This is a genomic window from Streptomyces abyssomicinicus (assembly GCF_008974245.1).
Taxonomy (GTDB): Bacteria; Actinomycetota; Actinomycetes; order Streptomycetales; family Streptomycetaceae; genus Streptomyces; species Streptomyces abyssomicinicus.
The window spans coordinates 273,247-296,064 of the sequence record NZ_BBZI01000007.1 but is presented as its reverse complement, the minus strand read 5'-3'; the positions used below and the strand labels follow the sequence as shown (position 1 = coordinate 296,064).

Annotated in this window: 21 protein-coding genes; 7 read left to right on the top strand and 14 right to left on the bottom strand. The window is 74.2% G+C overall.

Translation table 11 applies throughout. From position 1 onward, the window contains the following. The first annotated feature begins 272 nt into the window (after positions 1-272). From paaI to GBN72_RS14825, 4 genes are all read left to right on the top strand, one after another. A complete protein-coding gene (gene paaI / locus GBN72_RS14840; protein WP_246212572.1) occupies positions 273-683 on the top strand; it encodes a hydroxyphenylacetyl-CoA thioesterase PaaI in 411 nt (136 codons plus the stop codon). Further along, the gene (gene paaK, locus GBN72_RS14835; protein WP_151772270.1) at positions 673-2,022 is read left to right on the top strand and encodes a phenylacetate--CoA ligase PaaK; all 1,350 of its coding nucleotides are present in this window, start codon (positions 673-675) and stop codon (positions 2,020-2,022) included. The genes paaI and paaK overlap by 11 nt, the downstream gene beginning before the upstream one ends. Positions 2,023-2,151: 129 nt before the next feature. Further along, positions 2,152-3,408, top strand: a complete 1,257-nt coding sequence (locus GBN72_RS14830) for a serpin family protein (protein WP_151772269.1) — start codon at positions 2,152-2,154, stop codon at positions 3,406-3,408. Between the two features lie 36 nt (positions 3,409-3,444). Next, the gene (locus tag GBN72_RS14825) at positions 3,445-3,963 is read left to right on the top strand and encodes a GNAT family N-acetyltransferase (RefSeq protein ID WP_151772268.1); all 519 of its coding nucleotides are present in this window, start codon (positions 3,445-3,447) and stop codon (positions 3,961-3,963) included. A 4-nt stretch (positions 3,964-3,967) separates the two neighbouring features. Here the strand turns inward: GBN72_RS14825 and GBN72_RS14820 are convergent, their stop codons facing one another. The 3 genes from GBN72_RS14820 to GBN72_RS14805 form a co-directional block, all read right to left on the bottom strand. Further along, positions 3,968-4,315: a deoxyxylulose-5-phosphate synthase gene (locus GBN72_RS14820; protein ID WP_151772267.1), complete on the bottom strand. Its 348-nt coding sequence runs from the start codon at positions 4,313-4,315 to the stop codon at positions 3,968-3,970. Between the two features lie 512 nt (positions 4,316-4,827). Continuing rightward, complete coding sequence (locus GBN72_RS34620) at positions 4,828-5,220, bottom strand: hypothetical protein (protein WP_174887139.1); 393 nt, start codon at positions 5,218-5,220, stop codon at positions 4,828-4,830. A gap of 358 nt (positions 5,221-5,578) precedes the next feature. Further along, positions 5,579-6,118, bottom strand: coding sequence for a MarR family winged helix-turn-helix transcriptional regulator (locus GBN72_RS14805; RefSeq protein ID WP_151772265.1), 540 nt, complete (start codon positions 6,116-6,118; stop codon positions 5,579-5,581). Between the two features lie 66 nt (positions 6,119-6,184). On the opposite strand from GBN72_RS14805, the gene GBN72_RS14800 reads away from it, so the two are divergent. Then, positions 6,185-6,946 (top strand): alpha/beta fold hydrolase, encoded by a 762-nt coding sequence (locus GBN72_RS14800; RefSeq protein WP_151772264.1) that lies wholly within the window; start codon positions 6,185-6,187, stop codon positions 6,944-6,946. 52 nt (positions 6,947-6,998) lie between these two features. Here GBN72_RS14800 and GBN72_RS14795 read toward each other — a convergent pair whose 3' ends face one another. The 8 genes from GBN72_RS14795 to GBN72_RS14760 form a co-directional block, all read right to left on the bottom strand. Beyond that, positions 6,999-8,732, bottom strand: a complete 1,734-nt coding sequence (locus GBN72_RS14795; protein WP_246212494.1) for a GAF domain-containing sensor histidine kinase — start codon at positions 8,730-8,732, stop codon at positions 6,999-7,001. Between the two features lie 184 nt (positions 8,733-8,916). After that, entirely contained in the window at positions 8,917-10,443 is a 1,527-nt protein-coding gene (locus tag GBN72_RS14790) for a peptidoglycan-binding protein (RefSeq protein ID WP_151772647.1), read from the bottom strand. A 176-nt stretch (positions 10,444-10,619) separates the two neighbouring features. Further along, positions 10,620-11,510, bottom strand: a complete 891-nt coding sequence (locus GBN72_RS14785; protein ID WP_151772263.1) for an STM4011 family radical SAM protein — start codon at positions 11,508-11,510, stop codon at positions 10,620-10,622. A gap of 10 nt (positions 11,511-11,520) precedes the next feature. Then, positions 11,521-12,873 carry an STM4012 family radical SAM protein gene (locus tag GBN72_RS14780; RefSeq protein WP_151772262.1) on the bottom strand — a complete coding sequence of 451 codons (1,353 nt, stop codon included), beginning with the start codon at positions 12,871-12,873 and terminating at the stop codon, positions 11,521-11,523. Next, the gene (locus GBN72_RS14775; RefSeq protein ID WP_151772646.1) at positions 12,870-13,682 is read right to left on the bottom strand and encodes an STM4013/SEN3800 family hydrolase; all 813 of its coding nucleotides are present in this window, start codon (positions 13,680-13,682) and stop codon (positions 12,870-12,872) included. The genes GBN72_RS14780 and GBN72_RS14775 overlap by 4 nt, the downstream gene beginning before the upstream one ends. A gap of 7 nt (positions 13,683-13,689) precedes the next feature. Further along, positions 13,690-14,925, bottom strand: coding sequence for an STM4014 family protein (locus GBN72_RS14770; protein WP_170315362.1), 1,236 nt, complete (start codon positions 14,923-14,925; stop codon positions 13,690-13,692). Beyond that, positions 14,906-15,862 (bottom strand): STM4015 family protein, encoded by a 957-nt coding sequence (locus tag GBN72_RS14765; RefSeq protein WP_151772261.1) that lies wholly within the window; start codon positions 15,860-15,862, stop codon positions 14,906-14,908. Before GBN72_RS14765 ends, GBN72_RS14770 begins: the two co-directional genes overlap by 20 nt. Continuing rightward, the gene (locus tag GBN72_RS14760; RefSeq protein WP_151772260.1) at positions 15,859-16,812 is read right to left on the bottom strand and encodes an STM4015 family protein; all 954 of its coding nucleotides are present in this window, start codon (positions 16,810-16,812) and stop codon (positions 15,859-15,861) included. Before GBN72_RS14760 ends, GBN72_RS14765 begins: the two co-directional genes overlap by 4 nt. Before the next feature lie 183 nt (positions 16,813-16,995). On the opposite strand from GBN72_RS14760, the gene GBN72_RS14755 reads away from it, so the two are divergent. Both GBN72_RS14755 and GBN72_RS14750 read left to right on the top strand, forming a co-directional pair. Further along, positions 16,996-17,322: a DUF8820 family protein gene (locus GBN72_RS14755; protein ID WP_151772259.1), complete on the top strand. Its 327-nt coding sequence runs from the start codon at positions 16,996-16,998 to the stop codon at positions 17,320-17,322. A 31-nt stretch (positions 17,323-17,353) separates the two neighbouring features. Then, the gene (locus GBN72_RS14750) at positions 17,354-18,409 is read left to right on the top strand and encodes a DUF6745 domain-containing protein (RefSeq protein WP_151772258.1); all 1,056 of its coding nucleotides are present in this window, start codon (positions 17,354-17,356) and stop codon (positions 18,407-18,409) included. Positions 18,410-18,846: 437 nt separating this feature from the next. On the opposite strand, the gene GBN72_RS14745 is transcribed toward GBN72_RS14750, so the two are convergent. The 3 genes from GBN72_RS14745 to GBN72_RS14735 all read right to left on the bottom strand — a co-directional run bounded on the left by GBN72_RS14745 (position 18,847) and on the right by GBN72_RS14735 (position 22,781). Next, the gene (locus tag GBN72_RS14745) at positions 18,847-19,887 is read right to left on the bottom strand and encodes an alcohol dehydrogenase catalytic domain-containing protein (RefSeq protein WP_151772257.1); all 1,041 of its coding nucleotides are present in this window, start codon (positions 19,885-19,887) and stop codon (positions 18,847-18,849) included. A 181-nt stretch (positions 19,888-20,068) separates the two neighbouring features. Next, entirely contained in the window at positions 20,069-21,808 is a 1,740-nt protein-coding gene (locus tag GBN72_RS14740; RefSeq protein ID WP_151772256.1) for a sensor histidine kinase, read from the bottom strand. A 295-nt stretch (positions 21,809-22,103) separates the two neighbouring features. Then, positions 22,104-22,781: a response regulator gene (locus GBN72_RS14735; RefSeq protein WP_151772255.1), complete on the bottom strand. Its 678-nt coding sequence runs from the start codon at positions 22,779-22,781 to the stop codon at positions 22,104-22,106. Between the last annotated feature and the right edge of the window lie 37 nt (positions 22,782-22,818).

The window sequence follows — 22,818 nt, the reverse complement described above, 5'->3', positions numbered from 1 at the left end:
ATGCGGGCGCTTCGCCCGCCACCGCCCAGAACGCACGCCGCGACGCCGCCCACGCGTCCCGGGCGGATCGCGGGCGGATCGCGGGCAGGCACCCCGCGCCCTCCTCCGCGCTCGCCACGCCCACCGGAGGCCGTTCTCCACACCCCTTGACAGCCCTCCCGCACGGCTGAATTACTGGCCCTGCGCACGAATACCGAATGTTCGGTCGGTTACACAGGGTGGTGGAATCCGTGACGCGGACTACTCAGGGCTCCCTTGACACGGCGGAGGCCATGTTCGCCGCCGACGAGGCCTCGGCCCGGCTCGGCATCGAGCTGGTCGAGTCCTGCGCGGGGAAGGCCGTGTGCCGGATGCGGGTGACCCGCGCGATGGTGAACGGGCACGGCATCGCCCACGGCGGCTACCTGTTCCTCCTCGCCGACACCGCCTTCGCCTGCGCCTGCAACAGCCGCGGCCCGGTGACCGTCGCCGCGGGGGCCGACATCGCGTTCGTCGCCCCCGTGCACGAGGACGACGTCCTGACGGCGACCGCGGAGGAACGCATCCTTTTCGGCCGCAACGGCGTCTACGACGTCACGGTCCGGCGCGGGGACGTGGTGGTCGCGGAGTTCCGCGGCCGCAGCCGCGCGGTCGGCGGCGGAGCCGGCCGCCTCCAGCACCCGAGGAGTCGTGATGACCGCTGACCCGTCCGCCGTGCGGACCCGCCCCGCCCGCCTCGGGGAGCCGCTCCCCGGGGAACTGCTGGACGCGGCCGAGCGCCTGACCCGGGAGGAGTTGCGGGACCTCCAGCTGGAACGGCTGCGCTCCTCGTTGCGGCACGCCTACGACAACGTCGAGCCGTACCGGCGGAAGTTCGACGAGGCCGGGGTCCGCCCGGAGGACTGCCGTTCCCTCGAGGACCTGTCCCGCTTCCCGTTCACCACCAAGAGCGACCTGCGGGACACCTACCCGTTCGGCATGTTCGCCGTGCCGATGTCCGAGGTCCGCCGGGTGCACGCCTCCAGCGGCACCACCGGCCGCCCCACCGTGGTCGGGTACACGGAGAACGACCTGTCGGCCTGGGCCGACCTGGTGGCCCGCTCCATCCGCGCCGCCGGCGGGCGCCCCGGCCACAAGGTGCACGTCAGCTACGGGTACGGCCTGTTCACCGGCGGTCTCGGGGCCCACTACGGCGCCGAGCGGGCCGGCTGCACGGTCATCCCGGCCTCCGGCGGGATGACGGCCCGCCAAGTGCGGATCATCCAGGACTTCCGTCCCGAGATCATCATGGTGACGCCCTCCTACATGCTGACCCTGCTCGACGAGTTCGAACGCCAGGGGATCGATCCGCGCACCACGTCGCTGCGCGTCGGCATCTTCGGGGCCGAGCCGTGGACGGAGGAGATGCGGCGTGAGATCGAGGAGCGCGTGGGCCTGCACGCCGTCGACATATACGGCCTGTCCGAGGTGATGGGGCCGGGCGTGGCCCAGGAGTGCGTGGAGACCAAGGACGGGCTGCACGTCTGGGAGGACCACTTCCTCCCCGAGGTCGTCGACCCGGTCACCGGCGAGGTGCTGCCGGACGGCGCCGAGGGCGAGCTGGTGTTCACCACCCTCACCAAGGAGGCGCTGCCGGTGGTCCGCTACCGCACCCGCGACCTCACCCGGCTCCTGCCGGGCACCGCCCGGCCGGCGTTCCGCCGCATCGAGAAGATCACCGGGCGCTGCGACGACATGATCATCCTGCGCGGGGTGAACGTCTTCCCGACGCAGATCGAGGAGGTCGTGCTGCGTGTCCCCGGCCTCGCCCCGCACTTCCAGGTGCAGCTGACCCGGCGTGGCCGGATGGACCACATGACGGTCCTGGTGGAGGCCGCCCAGCGGGACTCCGGCGACCGGCGGCGCGAGGAGGCGGCCCGGGCCGTGGCCCAGGGGGTCAAGGACGGTGTCGGCGTGACGGTCGAGGTGCGGGTCGTCGACCCGGAGACGCTCGAGCGGTCGGTCGGCAAGCTGAAGCGGGTCAAGGACCTGCGGGAGGACTGACCCGGGGCCTGCCGGGGGGTGCCGTGGGCCTCCGGGAGAACCGTTCCGCCCCGCCCGGCGGTTTCCCGGTACCGTGCCGCGACAGAGCCTCGACCACTCGATCGGGGCGGGCGGGGCGGGGCGGGGCGGATGAGGATCGACGGCCGGACGGTACGGGCGCTCAACGGGCTGACGGCGCGGTGGGCCGACGAGGCGCCTGCCGAGGGCAGGGGCACGGTGTTCTCCGCGGCGGGCGTCTGGCCACTGCTGGCGTTCCTGGCGGACGGGGCGGGCGGCGCGGCCCGGGCCGAACTGGCCGGCGCCGTCGGCCTGGCGGCCGGTGAAGGGGCGCGCGCGGCACGGGAGCTGATGGCCGCGCTGGACGCCGAGCAGGCGCTGGGCTTCGCACTCGGCCTGTGGACCCGCCGCACGCTCGGGATCAGGCCCGAGTGGTCGAGCCGTCTCCCGCCCGGTACGCACGGAGTGCTCACCGACGATCCCGTGGCCGACTCCGCGGCCCTGGACGCCTGGGCCGGGGAACGCACCCGCGGCCTGGTCGACCGCATGCCGGTTCCCGTCCGCGAGGGGACCGAGATGGTCATGGCCACCGCGCTCGCGATGACCACCGAGTGGTACCGGCCGTTCCAGCCCTGCGAGGCGCTGCCGGACTCCGGTCCTTGGCGGCGGGGAGAGTTCCTCACGGCGCTGCACCGCTCGAGCACCGTGCTCGACCGGCTCGACCTGGCGGACACCCCGCACGGCGCCGTCACCGGACTGACCGTCATGGGCCGTCAGGGTCTGGACGTGCGGCTGCTCCTGGGCGAGGAGTCGATGCGTCCGGCCCAGGTCCTCCGGACCGGGCTGGACGTGCTGGAGCGCCGCCGCCCGGTCGTCCGCGGCGGGCGGCTCCCGCTCGGTGAGCCGGGCCCGGGCCTCGAGGTGAGCCGGGAACTGAGCGTCGCGCCCGCACCTCCCACGCTGCACGTCCTGACCGTGCCTTTCACCGTGGAGGCCCACCACGACCTGACGCGCCACCGGGAGCTGTTCGGCCTCACCACTCTCCTGGACACCGGCCGGGGCCACCTCCCCGGCGTCGGCGAACAGCCGCTGGCGCTGGGGGCGGCGGCCCAGACCGCGACCGCCACCTTCACCGGACACGGCTTCCGGGCAGCGGCGGTCACCGCCGTCGGGATGGTCGGTGGCTGCGCCCCGGACCGGCCGCGTTACCGGGTCACCGAGATCGACGCCCGCTTCGACCGGCCGTTCGGCTTCCTCGCCGTCCACCGGCGGAGCGGGCTGGTCCTGGCGGCCGGCTGGGTCGCCGAACCCAGCCACCAGGAGTTCCCCGCGGACGATCCCGACGCCGAGGCGGACGACCGGGGCGACCGGGGCGGCCCAGGCGCCTGAACGGAGGCCGGAGCGCCGCGTGGCAGGATCGTCGGCATGTCCACGGCCAGCCACGCCCTCGCCCACCTCGGCGTCGCCCCCTCGGCGTCACTCACCCGCGTCACCGGCGAGCACGTCGCCGCCCTGACCGCTTTCCTCGACGAGGCCGACCTCACGCTCAGCGGTCTGGACGCGCCCTCCGTGCGGCTCTGGGCCGACCGCGGCCCGGACGGGACGATCACCGGAAGCACCGGGTACGAGCTGAGCGTGGACCGGCGGCACGCGCTGATCCGCAGCGTGGCGGTGAGCCCGGCGGCACGGCGCGCCGGGTACGGCTCCGCCCTGGCCCGCTTCGCCCTCGCCCGCGCCGCCGAGGAGGGCGCCGAGCACGCCTGGCTGTTCAGCCGCCGCTCCGGCCCCTTCTGGCAGAAGCTCGGCTTCGTCGCCGCCGACCGGGACGCGATGGCCACCGCCCTGGCCGACACGCACCAGGTCCGGCTCTTCGCCTCGACCGGGCAGCTGGCACGCGAGGTCGCCTGGTCCCGCCCGCTCACGGGCGGCCGGGGGGACGGCTGAGGGGTCACGGCAGCTCGGGCAGCACCAGCGCGTCGGCGACGGGCGTCCCGGTCCGCCCGGCGTACGCCAGCCGCTCCCGCACCTCGCGCAGGGTACGCGGGCGGTACCCGGCGCCACAGCCGCTGCAGTCGTTCACGTGGAAGCGGACGCCCGCGTTCAGCAGCACGGTGAGCACTCGCCACCCCTCATGGTCCCGCCGCGCGGGCGCCGCGAACACCGAGCCGGCGAGGATCAGCGGCCCCGCACAGCGCGGGCACACACGCGTCCGCCCCGCCTCACCCCGCTCGGGGAACCCCTGCTTCCACGAGGCCCGGCAAGGCAGGCAGACGAACGACGTCCTGGCGATCCCCATGCCGCCACGTTAGCGGCGGCGGTCCGCGACCGCGACAGTTCTGTGGACTGGTCCCCGACCGGCCGACGACCTGGGTCGGACGCCCCAGCTCCGCACCCGAGTGGAAGACGGAGTTCCACTACGCCATGGACCGCCCACAGCCGAACGCCGGCGGCGTACCAAGAGGTGACGTCGTCGACGTTGGCCGCGATCGTGATGACCTTGAGCGGGGTGCCGCGTCCGCCGCGCCGGTCGGCGGCGCGACGGACCGGTGTCGGCTCCCCCTTCCGGGCGCGGACTTGGGAACCGTCGACGCACGCCCTGGAGGGTCCAGCTCGCCGGCCGCGGGCAGCTTGGCGAGCAGGTGCGGCGCAGATGCTCGATGACTCCGGCCTGCTGCCATCGCCCGAGGCGCCGCCGGCAGGTCCGTCCCGAGCCGGACCCCAGCTCCAGGGTCAGCGGTTGCCAAGCGATGTCGTTGTGCGGCACGTGGAGGATGCCCTGCAGGCGCAGCCGGTCCGGCACGGCCTGGTTCACGCCGCCCAGTAGAAGTTCTTGAAGCCGCCGTCCTCGAACAAGAAGCGGAACTTGACGCCGTCCTTCACGTCCGTGGCGACCTCGTTCCACTGGCCCGCGTACCCCGAGGTCCAGCTCGCCTGGCAGTAGTTGAGCGTGTTGTCGCTGTAGTAGAAGCAGACCTTCACGCGCCCCATCGGACCGTACCCAGTCGGTTTGATGTTGATATCGGCGCAATTGCTCGTCGTTTTGGGAGGGGTCGTCCCGGTGGGGGCGATGTAGATGTTGCCGGTGGAGACAAACTGCTTCGCGCCGCCGTAACAGGTCGCTGCGGCAGCAGGCGTCGTGGTGACCATCAGGCTCCCGCCCACGATGGCGCCGGTCACGGCCAGGGCAGCCAGTTTCCTCATGTCGCGTTCCCCTCGTAGTTGCTGACCGCCGCGGCTTCCGCAGCGGCAGAACGACCATCCGGCACCGATCGTGAACGGACCTTGCGGAAACCTGGAACCGCCTGATGAACCGCCGTATCGGATCAGGTGGTGTTTGCCGCCGTCTTCCGCAGGTCGACGAGCGACGGACCGGTGTCGGCCCCCTCCTTCGGTGCGGACGGCGGAACCGTCGACGCAGGCGCTGGACCGGGACAGCTCGCCGGCCGCGCGGCGTGATCAGCGTCTCCAGCGCGGCCGCCGCCTCCTCGGCCAGCCGGTCGCGGAGCGAGCCGGCCCGCGCGTGGTACTCCGACGAAGCATGCGGGGGCATGCGTTCGACTCAGGGTGTGACCCCGTCGCCGCGCCGGCGCGTCGGGGCGGCCGGGGCGGCGCCGTCCATGTCCACGTCGGCGAAGAGGTCGAGCATCCGGCCGAGGACCTTCAGGCAGGCGTCCACCTCCTGGTGCGTGAGGTCGCCGCCGACCTGGCGGAGCAGCGTGCGTTCGTGGGCGGTGACCGCGGCCACGGCCTCCGCCCCGGCGGGGGTGAGGGCGATCAGCGGGGAGCGGCGGTGGGCGGGATTGGGGCGGCTCTCCGCGTAGCCGAGCGCGACCGCGTCGTTGACCATCCGCTGCACGAACTGCCGGCTGAGGGCCTGCGCCCGGCTCATCCGGGGCACGGTCAGCGGTCCGTGGCGGTGCAGCAGGTCGAGCACCGCGCGCACGCCGACGCTCACCCCGTCGACCGGTGTCTCCTGCTCCACCTTGCGGAAGACCTTGTGGTACAGCGGGCCGACCAGGTCGAAGACCTCCATCAGCCGCCGGGCCCCCTCGTCGGGGTCCATGGGGCCGGGTGCCGCCCGCCGCGCGTCGTCGCTCATCTCGTTCACCCCTCCATAGTGACACCTCGGTTGTCAAAAGAGCGAAACAATGACACCTTGGTTGTCATGAAGACCTTCGTCAGTCACGACGGCCCTCTCGCCTACGCCGAAGCGGGATCCGGCGCCGGCCCCTTGGTCGTCCTCCTGCACTCCGGCTACACCGACCACACCACGTGGGGACACCAGCTCACCGCGCTGGCCGAACGCTTCCACGTGGTGGCGCCCGACCTCCGTGGGCACGGCGAATCGGCCAACGCGAGCCGCCCCTTCCGCCAGGCGGACGACGTGGCCGCGCTGGTGCGCCATCTGGACGCCGGCCCGGCGGTCCTCGCCGGTGTCTCGATGGGCGCGTTCGCCGCCGTCGAGACGGCGCTCGAGCACCCCGGAGCGGTACGGGCCCTGGTGCTGTCCGGTGGCGGGGTCGCGGAGCCGCCGCCGGGCCACGACCCCCTGGAGCCGCCGCCGGTGCCCGAGTTCCCCTCCGACTGGCCGCTCTCCCTGCTGCACCGGAAGGATCCGGAGACGGTGCGCGTGCTGCGCGAGGCGCTGGCCAGGACGTTCGCCAAGCACACCGCGGACGAGGACAACCCGCTGGTGCCCGTGCCCGACGCCGCCGCGCGAGTGGGCGCGGGTGAACTGTCCGCGCTGCCGGTCCTGGCGCTGGACGGCGAGTACGAGGAACCAGGTCACCTCGCCTGCACCGCCGCGGTGACCGGTGCGGCCACGCGCGGCGAGAGCGTCCGCGTCCCCGGGGCGCTGCACCTTCCGAACATGGAGAACCCGCAGGCCTACAACAGGGAGCTGTTCGCCTTCCTCGACTCCCTCTGAGGGTCCGCGGAGACCTCCACGGGGTGAGGGGGGCGGGAGCGGGGGCGGCCGGTCAGACCTCGACCGGCAGCGGGACCTCCCAGGTCAGGGTGGTGCCGCCGCCGGGCGGGGTGGTGAGTTCCAGCGAGCCGCCCCGCTGTTCGGCCCGTTCGGCCATGTTCCGCAGCCCGCTGCGCCGTCCGCCGGGGGCCACGCCCACACCGTTGTCGCTCACCGTGAGCCGCACGGTGCGGCCGTCGGTCTCCACCACCACGTCGGCCCGGTCGCCGTGGGCGTGGCGGGCTATGTTGGCGAGTCCCTCGGCGAGCACCGCCACCAGGTCGTCGGCGGTCCGGGCCGGGACGACGGTGTCCACCAGACCCTCCATGCGCACGCCGGGCGCGAAGCCCAGCACGGGCGCGGCCTCCCCGGCGACCCGGACCACCCGGGAGCGGAGTGTGTCGGCGCCCTCGCCGTCACGGGCGCGCAGCCCGAAGATGGTCGATCGGATGATCTTGATGGTCTGGTCGAGGTCGTCGACCGCGCGCAGCACGCGGTCGGCCGCCACCGGGTGCTCGATGAACCGCCCGGCGCTCTGGAGGGTCATCCCGGTGGCGAACAGCCGCTGGATGGCGAGGTCGTGCAGGTCGCGGGCGATCCGGTCGCGGTCCTGGAGCACGGCCATCTGCTCCGCGTCGCGGCGCCGCTCGGCCAGCTCCATGGCGATCGCCGCCTGTGCCGCGAACGCCTGGAGCTGTTCGGTCTCGTCACCGGTGAACGCGGCGCCGCCGGCCTGGCGGGCGAGCAGCACGACACCGCGGACGCCCTGGCCGCCGTCACCGATCGGCACCGCGACCGCCGGGCCTTGGCCGGGCAGCAGCGAGACATCGTCCGGCAGTCCGCCGCCGTCGGCCCCGGACGCCCAGAAGGCGGGCGCGGCCGTCGAGAAGGAGCGCCCCATCAGGCTCTCCCCGGCGTCGAGGACGAGGCCGCCGAGTTCGTCGGCCCCCTCACCGGTGGCCAGCTCCACCCGGAGGGAGGAGCCGTGCGCGTCGTCGTCCAGCGGCACCGCGACGACGGCGCGGGCGGCGCGGGTGATCTCGCGGGCGCGCTCGGCCATCAGGCCCAGCACGTCGGCGCGGCCGGTCCCGGACATCAGGCTGTGGGTGATCTCGGCGTTGGCGCGCAGCCACCGCTCGCGCAGCCGCGACTCCTCGTAGAGGCGGGCGTTGTCGATCGCGACGCCGGCCGCGACGGCGAGCGTGGAGAGGACCGACTCGTCGTCCTCGTCGAACTGGGCGCCGCCGCGCTTCTCGGTCAGGTACAGGTTGCCGAAGACCTGGTCGCGCACGCGGATCGGGACGCCCAGGAAGCTGTTCATCGGCGGGTGGTGGCGCGGGAAGCTGTGCGAGGCGTGGTGCTCGGAGAGCTTGGTGAGCCGCAGCGGCTCCGGATGGCGGATCAGCTCGCCGAGGATGCCGTGCCCCTCGGGGTAGGGGCCGATCCTGGCGATCTCCTCGTCGCTCACCCCGATGGTGAGGAAGGCGGAGAGACGGCGGCCGTCCGGCCCGATCACGCCGAGCGCCGCGTACTGCGCGTCGACCAGCACGGCGGCGGCCTCGACGATGCCGTGCAGCGCCTGCTGGAGGTCGAGTTCCCTGCCCACCGATAGCACGGCCTCCAGGAGGCTGTGCACGCGGTCGCGGGTGCCCCTGGCCGCGTCCAGCCGGGCCTGCACCTCGCCCAGCAGTTCGTCGAGCCTCAGCTGCGGCAGCCGCACCCGCGGCTCCAGAGCTTCCTCAGCCACCGGTCGGCCCCCTCCATGCTTCTCCGACAACGGGTTTCTCCGACAACGGCCCGCAACCGTGAAGATTACGTGACCGGCACCGGTTCGTGGGGTGAGGGGCCGGGAAAGCCCGTCACCCCCGCGCGGCACGCGCGCGGGGGTGACGGGGCGGGGCGGAGCCGCGGGAGGGCGGGCGTCCGGGGCGTCAGCGGCCGGCCTGGAGGGCTCCCCACGTGCCGGAGCCCACGATGCCGTCGACGGTCAGGGTGCGGCTGCTCTGGTACTCCCGGACCGCCGCGTCCGTGCCCGGGCCGAAGACGCCGTCGGCGTCCACCGTCCGTCCGAGCGCCGCGGTGAGGCCTCGCTGCAGGCGTTCCACGGCGGCGCCCGTGCTTCCCTGCTGGAGGACGGGCCTGGTTCCGGCGGTGAGCAGTGCGGTCCAGGTGCGCTTGCCGACCACGCCGTCGGCGGTGAGGCCCTTGGCGGTCTGGAAGGACCGCACGGCGCCGGCCGTGCCGGAACCGAAGATCCCGTCGGCCGTGCCGGCGTTGTACCCCTGCTGGTTGAGCAGGTACTGGGCGGCGCGGACGAGGTCACCCGTGGACCCGGTGCTGACCGAGGTGTAGGCCGGGAAGGTGAGCCGGACCTCGCCGCCGGAGTTCGAGCCGCCGACCAGCTGCATGTAGTACGACCAGTCCCAGTACGGCCCGGGGTCGGTGTGGTCGTTGCCGGGCACCTCGACGTGGCCGACGATGTGCGCGCGGTCCTTGGGGATGCCGTAGCGGTCGGCGAGGTGCTTGGTGAGGGCGGCGGACGAGCGGTACATGGCGTCGGTGAACCACGCGGGCTCGCTCACGTACCCCTCGTGCTCGATGCCCACGCTGTAGGGGTTGCCGGAGCGGGCGTGCCAGGCGGTGTCCTTCTCGCGGACCGACTGGGTGACCTGGCCGTCCGAGGAGCGGATCGTGTAGTGGGCGCTCACGTCGGAGGAGGGGTTCTGGAACCAGCTGATCGACCCGGCGTACGACCCCTGGGTGACGTGCACGACCACGTGGGTGATGGCGGAGGTGCGGCCCACCGTGAAGTTGGAGGAGTCCGCGGGGACCCACAGGGCCGGCGCGTAGTCGGTGCTCTGTATGCCGAACTCGTCCCCGGCGGCCCGCTCCAGCTTCCCCCGGTCGGGCTCCACCGGACGGGGGGCGACCCGCAAGGTCTCGCCGCCCGCGGCGCGGGCGGCCAGGCCCTGGCCGAGGAAGTCGTAGACCGCGTCGGCGTACAGCCGGGCGGTCGCGTCGTCCTCGGCGCCGCCGTAGGCGGCCACGGCCTCGTACCAGGCCCCCGCGTCCCGGCGGTCGGCGGCGCTCAGGCCCCGTTCGTCGGCGAGGGCCCGCAGGACGGCGGCGCCGCCGCGGATGTTGGCGGCGGTGTCCTGACGCAGCCGGTCCGGGGACAGGCCGGTGAGCCCGGCGGCCTGCTCCAGGGTCCGGTGGTCCGGGTTGCTGACCAGGTGCATCACGCCGTAGCCGTTGGCCTGGCTGGGCCGGCCGTCGTGGTCGTCGAGGCGGCTCTCGCCGTAGGCGACGGCGACCAGCAGGTCGCGCGGCACGCCGTACTCGGCGGCCGACCGTTCGAAGGCCCGGGCCAGCGGCCCGGCGGACGCCTCGGCCGCGGCACCGTGGTCCGCGGCGCCGCGGTCCGGGGCCGCGACGCCGGCGGGGGCGCCCGTGACCATCAGGGCGGCCGCGAGCAGCGCGCCCAGGGCGGGGACGGCGGTGCGTCTGAACAACGCCGTACGTGCCCGGTGCGCCGTTGGTGTGGTCACAGTTCCTCCAGATCGCCGGAGCGGGCCCTGGGGCCGCCGATGTCGTGCGTGGCGCGCACCACTCCAGCCGATCCGTCATGCACGCGTCAAGAGCGCCGTGGTGTTCCGAGGGCCTGCGGCACGCGTGGTGACGGGGCATCGGCGGGAATCCGCTCCAGGACCCCGCCCGCGAAGACGTCGTACAGCGGCAGTGTCTCCAGGTGGACGTAGCCGATGTGACAGTCGCAGACCGCGAGCGGGCAGGTACGGGGCCGCAGAGCCGCACGGAAGGAATCGTCGTACAGGTTGCCCAGTTCCGCACGGACGAAGTGGCAGCGGCGGACCGTCCCGTCGCCGTCCACGGAGACCACCGACTCCCCCGTCCGGCAGGGCAGGCCTGCGCTGCGGTGCGGGTGACGGCTGTACGGGAAGAGCGGGTCGAGCTCCGTCCACGGTTCGGCCCCGGCGTCGGTATAGGTGTGTCCCTCGGCCGCGTTGACCCACAGGTACACCCGCTCGGGGAGGTCCGCGCGCAGCCGCCGGGCGTGCTCCAGGTGCTCCGGAAGGCCCACCACGCCCACGCTGAAGCGGACCCCGCGCGCCGCCAGGTCGTGCGTCTTGGCCAGGAAGCGGTCGTAGGGCGTCTGGCCGGGATGGTAGGTGCACCACAGGGCGAGGGTGTCCAGGTCCGCCTCGGCCAGCCAGTCGGTGCGGCAGCTGAGGTTGGTCTGGATGGCGACGCGGCGGACGTGCGGCAGCCGGGACAGCCGGACCATGGCGCGGCGGTACCAGGAGCGCACCAGGCCTTCGCCCCAGGGGGTGAGGAGGATTGACAGCGTGTCCTCGGTCCGGGTGGCCGCCCAGTCGGCGAACCGCTCCAGCGCCGCCCGGTCGGCGCGCAGTTGCTCGGGGGTGTCGCGCCGCTTGGCGAAGGGGCAGTAGGGGCAGTCGTAGTCGCAGGAGGCGAGCGGGCCCCGGTAGAGGAGTGTCAGGTCCATCGGCGGCCGCTCACTTCACGTCGTAGGCGGCCATCGCGGCGCGGACGGCCGGCGAGAACAGTTCGGGTCCCAGTGCGTCCGAGTGGGCGAGCCCTTCCTCGGAGAGCCGCAGCAGCCCGTCGGGCGCGGAGCCGTCCAGCCAGCCCCTCTCGGCGAACCGCGCCAGCTCGGCCGGGAAGTCCGCCTCGGGGCCGGAGCCGAACCGGGCGGTGTAGCCGGCCCGCTCCATCCCGTCGGCCTGGAGCAGCGACTGGAGCAGGTGACGGCGACGCGCCTCGTCGCCGTCGATCACCCTGCCGTACTCGGCGTACCGGAAGTCCTCGGCGGGACGGGCGGTGTAGTCGTCGACGATGGCGCGGATCTGCCGCATGTCGACGGCGTAGTCGAACGAGTAGTGCAGGCCGCGGGTGTAGGACCGGGCTCCGCAGCCCAGGCCGATCATGCCGTCCGTCTGGCAGGCGTGGTCCTCCTCGCCCGTCGCGGGCGCGTCGGCGCGGCGGAACATGCGCATCGACCGCTGCTCGTAACCGCGGTCCCGCAGGTGGTCGCGGCCCTGGCGGTAGAGCGCGAGGCGGTGGCGGTCCCAGGCGGCGTCCGCGTCGGCGCCGAGCCGTCCCAGACCGGTCAGCGGGCGGACGTAGAGGGGGTAGAGGTAGATCTCCTCGGGGTCCCAGGCGAGCGCGGCGTCCAGCGACTCGGTCCAGGTCCGTTCGGTCTGGCCGTCGATGCCGTAGATGAGGTCGATGTTGAGGACGGGTATCCGGGCCTCCCGGATCCGCCCGAGCGCCGCCTCGACGTCGGCCCGCCGCTGGGGCCGGACGGCGGCGCGCGCCTCGGAGTCGACGAAGCTCTGCACCCCCAGGCTGAGCCGGGTGGCGCCGCGGTCGGCGAGCACGGCGAGCCGGTCGGCCGTGGCGGTGGCCGGGGAGGCCTCCACGGAGAGCGGGACGGCCCGCAGGTCGACGCCGGCGCGGCGTTCGGCGATGTCGCAGAGCCGCTCCAGTTCGGCGGCGGTCAGGAAGGTGGGCGTGCCGCCGCCGAACGCGGCGGTGGCGAACCGCACCGGCTCCCCGTCGCCGAGCGCCTCGCGCACGGCGGTGGCCTGCCGGTCCAGGGCGTCAAGGTAGGCGCCGGTGAGCCCGTCGGGGGCGCCGATCCGGGTGAACAGGTTGCAGAAGCCGCAGCGGACCTCGCAGAACGGGATGTGCAGGTACAGCGAGAGGGCGTCCTTGGGCTCCCCCGCCCACAGCTCCCGCAGCGAGGGCCGGGGCGTCAGGCGCCGGTAGGCCGTCTTGTGGGGATAGGCGTAGACGTACTGGCTGTACGGGCGGGGAACCGCGGGGGCGGGGGCGGGGGCGTTCATCGGGCCTCGTCGTGGTCGAGGAAGAAGTGGGCGTAGGGGACGGTCCACACCACTGGGTGGCCGAGGCGGTGTCCGGTCCAGCCGTCGTCCCCGTAGGCCGTGCCGTGGTCGGAGCAGACGACGGCGAAGCAGCGGCGGCGGCTGCTCATGGCGTCGAAGAGCCGGCCGATGTGCCGGTCGACGTACTCCAGGGCGGCCGCGTGGCTGGCCCGGGTGTCCCCGTCCTCGGGGGTGGCCCCGGGCAGGTGGAACCAGTTGGGCTGGTGCAGCGCCGAGACGTTGAGGAAGAGGAAGAGCCGCCGCTCCCGCGGCAGCCGGGCCACCGCCTTCTCGGCGCAGGCCACCTGCGCCTCGAACGAGGTCGGCGAGGGCACTCCGAACTCCGGCTCCCAGTGCGACTCGGCGAAGAGTCCCGGCAGCACGGAGCCCAGCGGGCCCTGCTGGTTGAAGAAGCCGACCCCGCCCACGCACACCGTGTGGTAGCCGGCCCCGGCCAGCCCGGAGACCAGGTCGGGCGTGTCGTACACGAAGGTGCGCGGGGCCGTGGTCTCGCTGCCCGCGAACCGGGCGGCGAACAGGCGCGGGTGCGGGCCGGGCCGGGCCGGCGTGGGGAGGAAACCGGCGAAGATCGCCTGGTGGGAGGCGTAGGTGAAGCTCCCCGGCGCGTGCCGCTCCTCCCACCGCCCGCCGGGGAGGTGGCGCGCGATGTTCGGGATGCGCCCGGCCTCTGCCAGTTCGACGGCCACGTCGTACCGAAGCGTGTCCAGGGTGACCATCAGCAGGTCGTGGCTGCCGACGATCTCGTTCATGTCCGGCTCAGGCACGGCCGGCGGATCCTGCGGGGCCTGGGGAGGCCGTGGGGGCCGCGGGGACTGCGACGGCTGAGGCTGCGGTGGGATCTGTGGCGGCATGGCGGAGCTTCCTCGGGCTGTGCGGTGGTACGGAGGCGGGGTCGGTGCGCAGGACCGCGCGCACCTGGGCGGCGTAGGTGTCCAGACCCTCGGCGCCGCTGCCGGGCAGCCCGGTGAGCCGGGGCAGGAGATCACCGAAGGCGTTGACCTCGCCGACGGCGAACCGGCGCCAGCCGACGGCGGGCAACAGGTCGACGCCCACGCACAGGGTGCGCGGGAAGCAGGCGGCGGCCCGCTCGCAGACGGCGAGCAGGCCGGCCCAGTCGCCGCCGGCGGTCTCGACGGCGGCGCGGACCGCGGCCAGGTCGCCGCGCTCACCGCCGAGGTGGAGGTTGGTCATGGGCGACCGGCTGGTGCGGGCCACGGCGTGGGTGGCCCGTCCGGCGACGACCACCACCCGCAGGTCGCAGGTCCGGCCGCCGACGGCCGCCTTGGGCACCCAGCGTTCGAGGTGCAGTCCGTCGGGGGCCAGCGCGTCGACCACGGCGGCGATCTCCCGCTCGTCGTGGTGGCGCCGCAGCCGCAGGGAGTTGAACATCCGCCCGTCGTCCGCCCGCTCCACCGAGGTGGTGGCGCGGATCCGGCCGCCGGAGGCCGTCTCGATCGCCAGGACTCCGGAGGCGGAGGAGCCGTGGGCGAGCTTGAGGAAGACCCGGGGCAGGCGGTGCTCGCGCATCAGGGCGCGTACGTCCTCCCAGCCGCGGACCGGCGCCGCGCCCGGCCCGGAGGTCGGCGACGCGGGCACCGGGACACCGGCCTCGCGCAGGACCGCGTGGCAGCGGCGCTTGTCGAAGAGGACGGCGAGTTCGTCCGCGTCGTCGAGCCTGTGGCCGCCGGTCAGCGTGCGGGCGGCGGCGGTGAACCGCCGGTACCAGCGCGCGGATCCCTCCACCCGGGCGGGGTCGGTGACGTCCCGCAGCATCCGGTCGACGTCCGGGTTCTCTCCCGGCGAGTCGACCCGGACGGTCTCGTCGTCACCGAACCGCGCCCCGCCGGCGCGCAGGACGTCCAGCCACGGCACCACCCGCGGTCCGGGCAGCCCGGCGGCGCGCACCGCGGCCGAGAAGAGGGCCACCCGCCGGTTCTCCGGGTTGCCGACCACCGCGAAGCGGGTCACGTGGTCACTCCGAGACGGCGACATACCGCCAGTTCCCGGTGAAGACGGGTACACGGCTCATCAGCAGCCGCACGCCGTAGGGCTCCAGGGCGAGGCGCATCCTCGCCGTCATCGGATCGCTGAAGCAGTGATGGCGGAGGTCCAGGGTGCGCAGATGGGTGAGCGGCTGCCCGGCCAGGAGCGCGGAGCCGCCCTCGTCGCCGAGCGTGCCCATGGACAGGTCGAGCGACTCCAGTTGCGGCACCACGGGCGCTCCGGCGACGGCGGCCGCGATCTCGTCCTGGATCTCGCTGTTCGCCAGGCCGAGGTGGCGCAGCGCGGGCAGGCGGCCCCCCGGGTGCAGGAGTGGCAGCAGGTCCTCCACGGTCGTGTCCGCGCCGTACTCCTCGGCACCCAGCCAGATGTCGAGGTGCTCCAGCGCGGGCAGCTCGCAGCCGCCGAGCCCCTGGACGGGCCGGCGCGGCAGGTTCCCCGACTCGATGCGCAGTTCCCGCAGCGCCTCGTGGCGCAGCGGCTCGAGATCCAGGTCGTCCCCGCCGCGCACGCCCAGCTTCTCCAGCCTCGGGAAGGCGTGGAGCAGCGGTGTGAGGTCGCAGAGCCGGATCCAGGAGATCTCCGACTCCTCTCCCACCACGTCGGCGAGCTGGAGGGCGCGCAGGGCGGGGAACCGGTGCCGCTCCTCGATCAGGCGGCCGACGGTGGAGGCGATGCCGGTGGTGTGGTCGTCGTCCCACCAGGCGCCGATCACCAGGGCGGTGACCTCCTCCACCGCCACCTCGTCGAGGAACCTCCGCCAGACGGGTGTGAAGGCTCCGTCCCACGCCTCACCGGCCACCCGCCAGGCCACGGTGGACGCGGCAGGGAAGGGGCCGTCGCCCTGCCCGGGGGCGAGGAGCGTGAACACCGGCAGGCCGTGCAAGCGGCTCAGGTGGCCGGAGCGCGGGTCCACGACCGGGCTCATTCGGCCACCGCGATGTAGCGGCGGACGCCGTCCTCGTCCTCGTCGGACTCGGCGCCGCCCTCCTCGAGGTCGAGTTCCACACCGGCCGGTTCGAGGGTCTCCTTGAGACGGGTCCGGAGCTCCTCACCCACGAAGTGGTGGTGCAGGTCCAGCTTCCGCAGGTGGGTGAGCGGCTGGCCCGCCAGCAGGGCGGCGGCGCCCTCGTCGGACAGGGTGCCCATGGACAGGTCCAGCACCTCCAGCCGGGCCACGACGGGGGCGCCCGCCAGGGCCTCGGCTATCCGGTCCTGGACGACGCTGTTGCGCAGCGCCAGGTACCGCAGCGAGGGCAGCCGGGTGCCGTCCAGGATCTGCTGGAGGTCGGCGGGGCCGGCGTCACCGCCGTACCAGTCGGAGCCCAGCCACAGGTCCAGGTTCTCGAGCGCCGGGAAGTCGCAGGCCGCCACGTTGCGCACCACTTCCGCGCCGAGGCCGCCGGTCTCCACCACGAGCGTCTCCAGCTGTTCGTGACGCACCGGCGGGAAGGCCAGCCCGTTGCCGCCGCGCACGCCGAACCAGCGCAGCCCGGGGAAGCTCTCGAGCAGCGGGGTGACGTCCGACTGCGTGATCCAGGAGATCTCCGACTCCTCGTACGTCATGTCCCCGAGGAAGAGGGCGCGCAGTGCGGGAAGCCGGTCGCGCGCGGCGGCGAGCGCCTCGACGATCTCCTTGCTCGACTCCTCGTAGGCGTCCTGCCAGGAGCCGACGATCAGGGCGCGCACCCGCGACAGGTCCACCGCCTCGGAGAACCGGGCGAAGGCCTCCAGCCACTCCTCCTCCGGCTCGTCCACGTCCACCGCGAGACGCCAGGCGACGGTCTCCGGCTCGGGAAGTTCCAGCGTCTCCCCCACCCCCGGGAAGGAGAAGGCGGGCAGGCCGTACAGCTCTTCCAGGTGGTGATTGACGGTCATCGCGCGTCTCCTGACACATCCCGGCTCGAACAGCGGACTGCTGTTCCGCCAGCAGTTCTACCAAGGGCCACTGACAGTGACGACGGCGGGCCCTTCGGCGACGGTGCGTTGTCGGTGGCGGCCCCTACTGTCGAAGACGTGCTCCGGGGGACGGCCCCGGCACGGAGTCGAGGGGAGAACTCTGTGTACCGGCAGGGAGACGTGCTCATCGTGCCCGTCGCCGCGGACGCGGTGCCGCGGCGGGCGCTGGACGCGCCGGGCGAGGCGAGGGACGGGCGGGGGCGGCTGGTGCTGGCCCTGGGCGAGGTCACCGGCCACGCCCACGCGGTGGTCGGCGCCGGCCGGCTGGTGCGCGAGAGCGGCCCGTTCGGGCCGCTGCTGCTCCATCTCCCGGAGGGCGGGCGGGTGGTGCACGAGGAGCACGCGGCGATACCGCTCCCCAAGGGGTGGTACCGGGTGATCAGACAGCGGGAGTACGTGCCGGGTTCCGTGCGGCTGGTCGCGGACTGAGCAGGGTACGAGAGGGCGGGAGAGCAGCGCGATGACGATGACGACGGACACCGCGGGCGCCGGGGACACGGCGGCCGGTGCGGCCGCACGGCCGGTGGACTGGCGCGGCGTGGCCTCGGCGACGGCTCCGGCCGACCGCGCCGCGGCGGAGGAGGGTCTGCGCCTCGCCTACCGCAGGGCGGGGCTGGCCGGACCGGGACGCGTCCTGTGGGCCGGCTCCCCGCGCGAGGCGGTGACCCTGCTGCTCGAGACGGAGGGGCTCGGCCGCAGCGTGCGCGAGACGGTCCGGACCACGCCGTGGGCGGCGGAACGCGAGCGGGTGGCCGGCGCGGCGGGGGCGGCGGGCTGGGGCGCGCACTGGGCGGCGACCGGCGGGCGGCTCTGGGACACCACCCGCCTGCTCACCGACCGGATCACCGGCGCGGTGGTCGACGAACTGGCCGGGAACCACGCGGCGTCACGGGCCCGGATACGTCTGGTCCTCCTCGACGCGGTGCTCGGCCAGCACGACGCCGCCTGGCTGGCCGCGTTCGACACGGACCGGGCCCCGTTGGACGGCCTGGCCGCGGTGGCGCGCAACGCCGGCTGGTGGTGGCCCTACGAGAAGGCCGCGGTGCTCTGCGAACGCCCGGTGGAGCTGCACCGGGACGAGAACGGGCGGCTCGACCGCGGCGACGGCCCGGCGCTCGCCTATCCGGACGGCTTCGCGCTGTACGCGTGGCGCGGGATGCCGGTGCCGGCGGAGTTCCTCGACGGCCTCGCGTCGCTGACGCCGGAGCGGATCCGTGGCGAGGAGAACGCGGAGCTGCGGCGGGTGATGCTGGAGCACTACGGGTACGACCGCTATCTCGCCGACTCCGGCGCGCGGCCGCTGCACCGCGACGAGTCGGGAGTGCTGTGGCGGATCGACCTGCCGGACGACGAGCCGGTGGTGATGGTCGAGGTGGTGAACTCCACGGCGGAGCCGGACGGGACGTTCCGCACGTACTGGCTGCGGGTGCCGCCGCGGACCCGCACCGCGCGGGAGGGCGTCGCCTGGACCTTCGGCCTCGCCGAGGAGGCCTACACCCCCGTCCGCCAGACCTGACCCGAAGAACGGCCCCCACCACGGGGCCAGGCGCCCCACGCCACGCGCCACGCGCCCGGCCGGCACACACACCCTGCGGGCGATCGTGCCGCCCGGGCGGCACGGGTGGGCGCAGGCCGCCACGACCGCGGAGGACGGCCCGCACAACCAGGGCCAGGCACCCGGCAGGTCCGCATCCCCGCGACCCATCGTGCCGCCCGGGCGGCACGGACGGTGGCAGGCCGTCACCTCTGCGGAGGGCGGTCCGCGCAACCAGGGCCAGGCACCCGGCAGGACCACGCCCCCGCGGCCCGTCGCGCCGCCCGGGCGCGACCGGGGCCCGCACCGGGCGGGCGTCGCCCACACGCCAACGCCCGCCCCTCGGGCCGTCCTCCACGGCGGGAGCACCCACCGGCGCCGCGAACCCCGCGGCGACCGCATCGGCCCCGCCGCCGTCGTCACCCGGCGGACAGGGCGACCTTGAGCGCGCCGGTCTCGTCCGCGCGGCCGAAGACGTCGTACGCCTCGTCCATCTCCTGAAGTCCGAACCGGTGGGTGATGAACCCGCCCACGTCCAGTCCTCCTGAGCCGACCATCGTCAGCAGGGTCGGCGTGGTGCTGGTGTCGACCAGGCCCGTGGTGATGGTGATGCCCTTGATCCACAGGGTCTCGAGGTGCAGGGTCACCGGCGCGCCGTGCACACCCGCGTTGGCGATGTGGCCGCCGGGCCGGACCAGGTCGGCGCACTGCTCGAAGGTCGCCGGGATGCCGACCGCCTCGATGGTGACGTCCGCGCCCAGGCCGTCGGTGAGTTCGAGGACCTTCGCCTTGACGTCCTCGTCCGGCGAGAGGGCCACGTCCGCGCCGTGCCGCAGGGCGGCCTCGCGCCGCTGCGCGGCCGGGTCGACGGCGATCACCTGACGCGGCCCGAACAGCTTGGCGGTGGTCATGGCGGCGAGTCCCACCGGCCCGGCGCCCACCACCACGACCACGTCACCCGGCGAGACCCGGCCGTTGAGCACACCGATCTCGTAGGAGGTCGGGAGGATGTCGGCGAGCAGCAGCGCGTCCTCGTCGGAGACGCTGTCGGGCAGCTTGTAGGTGGAGGTGTCCGCGAACGGCACCCGCACGTACTCGGCCTGCACGCCGTCGATCAGGTGCCCGAGGATCCAGCTGCCGCCGCCGGTGCAGAGGCTGTAGCGGGACTCCCGGCAGAAACGGCAGCGGGCGCAGGAGGTGATGCAGGAGATCAGCACCCGGTCGCCCGGGGCGACGTTGGTGACGGAGTCACCGACGCTCTGCACGGTGCCCACGGCCTCGTGGCCGAGGATGCGTCCGGGCTTCACGGCGGGCACGTCGCCCTTGAGGATGTGCAGGTCGGTGCCGCAGATGGTGACCGCGTCGACCTTGATCACCGCGTCGGTGGAGTCCTGGACGACGGGGTCGGGGACGTCCTCCCAGGAACGCTTGCCGGGTCCGTGGAACACGAGCGCCTTCATGGTGCGGCCTCCTGAGCTCGGGCGGGAACACCCCCCGTGGAACACCCCTCGAACCAGGCTAGGGAGGGTTCCCTCCGCCCGCACCCGCGGACGCCTCACCCCCGGCGGCGCGCCCCGCCGCTCCCTCGCGGGCCGACCCCCGCCTCGCCTCGCCGCTCCCTCGCGGGCCGGCCTCCGCGCCTCACCCTCGCAGCGGCACTCGCCACTCCAGCCGGGTTCCCCCGCCCTCGCCACGTTCCAGCGTGAGGGCGCCGCCGAGCGTCCGGGCGCGTGCGGTCAGCGCGTCGAGCCCGTCGCGCGGCGACGCCTGCGCCGGGCTCGCGCCGTCGTCGGTGACGGTGAGGACGACCTGTCCGTCGACCGCCGCCAGCACCACGTCGGCCCGTCCGGCCCCGGCGCGCCGGGCGACGTCGGTGAGCGCCTCGGAGAGGACGGCCACCACCTGGTCGGCGAGGGCCGCGGGGACGTCGTTGTCGATCAGGCCCTCGGTCCGGACGCCGGGGGTGAAGCCCAGGTCCCGCGCCGCCTCGGCGACGGTCCGCACCACCCGGGAGCGCAGTCCGGCACCGGAGACCGCGTCGCGGGAGCGCAGCCCGAAGATGGCCGAACGGATGATCTTGATGGTCTCGTCCAGGTCGTCGACCGCCTGCGTCACCCGCTCGGCCGCCTCCGGATGGCTGATGAAGCGGCCCGCGCTCTGCAGGGTCATGCCGGTGGCGAAGAGCCGCTGGACGGCCAGGTCGTGCAGGTCCCGGGCGATCCGGTCGCGGTCCTGGAGCATCGCGATCTGCTCGGCCTCGCGGCGCCGGTCGGCCAGCTCCATCGCCACGGCCGCCTGAGCCGCGAAGTTCCGCAGCGGCTCGATCTCGGTGGCGGTGAACGCCGTCCGGCCGGTCTCCCTGACCAGCAGCACCACGCCCCTCACGTCGGCGGCGCCGCTGCCGATGGGCAGCGCGACGGCGGGTCCCATCCCGGCGGTGCGGGGCAGCGCGGAGAGGGCCCGGTGGTCCTTGGAGACGTCGTGCACCACCACCGGGTGGCCGGTGGCGAAGGCCCGCCCGATCAAGCTGTCGTCCTGGGCCGGCACCAGCCCGCGGTACTCCTCGGCGTCCTCGCCGATGGCGAGTTCCAGCACCAGCGAGCCGGTGTCCTCCACCGGTACCGCCACGACGGTGATCTGCGCGCCGGTGACCTCGTGGGCCCGTTCGGCGATCAGGGCCAGCGCCTCGCCGCGGTCGCTGCCGGACATCAGGCTGCGGGTGATCTCCGCGCCGGCCCGCAGCAGCCGCTGCCGCAGCAGGGACTCCTCGTAGAGGCGGGCGTTCTCGATGGCCACCCCGGCCGCCACGGCCAGGGTGGAGAGCACGGCCACGTCCTCCTCGTCGAAGCCCTGCCCGTTGCCCTTCTCGGTGAGGTAGAGGTTGCCGAAGACCTTGTCCCGGACCCGGACGGGGACGCCGAGGAAGCTCTCCATGGGCGGATGGTGCGCCGGGAAGCCGAAGGACTCCGGGTGGTCGGAGAGCCGGTCGAGGCGCAGCGGCTCCGGGTGCCGGACCAGCTGGCCGAGCACGCCGTGCCCGGCGGGGAAGCTGGAGATCTGCGCGATCCGGTCCTCGTCCACGCCGACCATGTAGAAGGAGGAGAGCCCCTGGCCGTCGGGGGTGAGCACGCCGAGCGCGCCGTACCGGGCGTCCACCAGCACGGTCGCGGCTTCGACGACGCCGCGCAGCACCTGCTCCAGGTCGAGGTCGCGGCCGACCGACAGCACCGCCTCCAGCAGACCGTGGACGCGGTCCCGGGTGCCGCGCGCGGCCTGCAGACGGCCCTGGAGCTCGCCCAGCAGGTCGTCGAGCCGCAGGTGCGGCAGGCGCACCTGGCTGGCGGCCAGGTCGTCCGCGTCGTCCACCGGTGTCCTCCCCATCGGCCCGCCGTGCGCACCTCGGCGCATATGCCAACGGTAGCGGCCGGAACGCGACACACGGTACGTGCGGGGTCGGATCGGCGACGGCCGGCGCGCGACGGTCTCCGGCCACGGCTCCCCGGGCCGGGGAGGCGGCCCCCACAGGGAGCTCGGGCCCCACAGGGAAACCGGCGGCCCCACAGGGGGCCTGCGGCCCGCACGGTCCGGGCGGACCTGCGAGGGAGGGCGCGACGAGGACCCGCGGGCCCACGGGACCGGGCGGGGGCCCCGGAGGCCCCGGAGGCCACGCGGGACGTTACCGGTGGCCGTCCCGCATCTGCGTGGCGATGACCGCGGCCTGGACCCGCCGTTCCACGCCGAGCTTGGCCAGCAGCCGGGAGATGTGGTTCTTGACCGTCTTCTCCGCCAGGAACAGCCGCTCGCCGATCTGCCGGTTGGTCAGCCCTTCCCCGATCAGCGTCAGGATCTCCCGCTCGCGCTCGGTGAGGTCGGGGAGCCGGTCGGCGGGCCGCCGGGTCTCCTCGCCGCGCAGGCGGCGCATCAGCCGGGCGGTCGCCGCCGGGTCGAGCAGCGAGCGCCCCGCGGCCACCGCGCGGACCGCGGCGACCAGGTCGGAGCCCTGGATCTGCTTGAGCACGTACCCCGCGGCCCCGGCCATCACGGAGTCCAGCAGCGCCTCGTCATCGTCGAAGGAGGTGAGCATCAGGCAGGCGAGGTCCGGCATGCGGGAGCGCAGCTCCCGGCATACGCTCACCCCGTCGCCGTCGGGCAGCCGGACGTCCAGCACGGCCACGTCCGGGCGCAGCGCGGGAGCCCGGACGAGGGCCTGGGCCACCGTGGCGGCCTCACCCACCACGGTGACGTCCGGCTCGTCGTTCAGGAGGTCGTGCACCCCGCGCCTGACCACCTCGTGGTCGTCGAGAAGAAAGACCCGTATCGGGCTCGCGGGGCCGGCCGGCCGGCTGTCCGCCATCGGTTGCTCCTTGTCGTTCGGCAGGGGGTTCCCACCG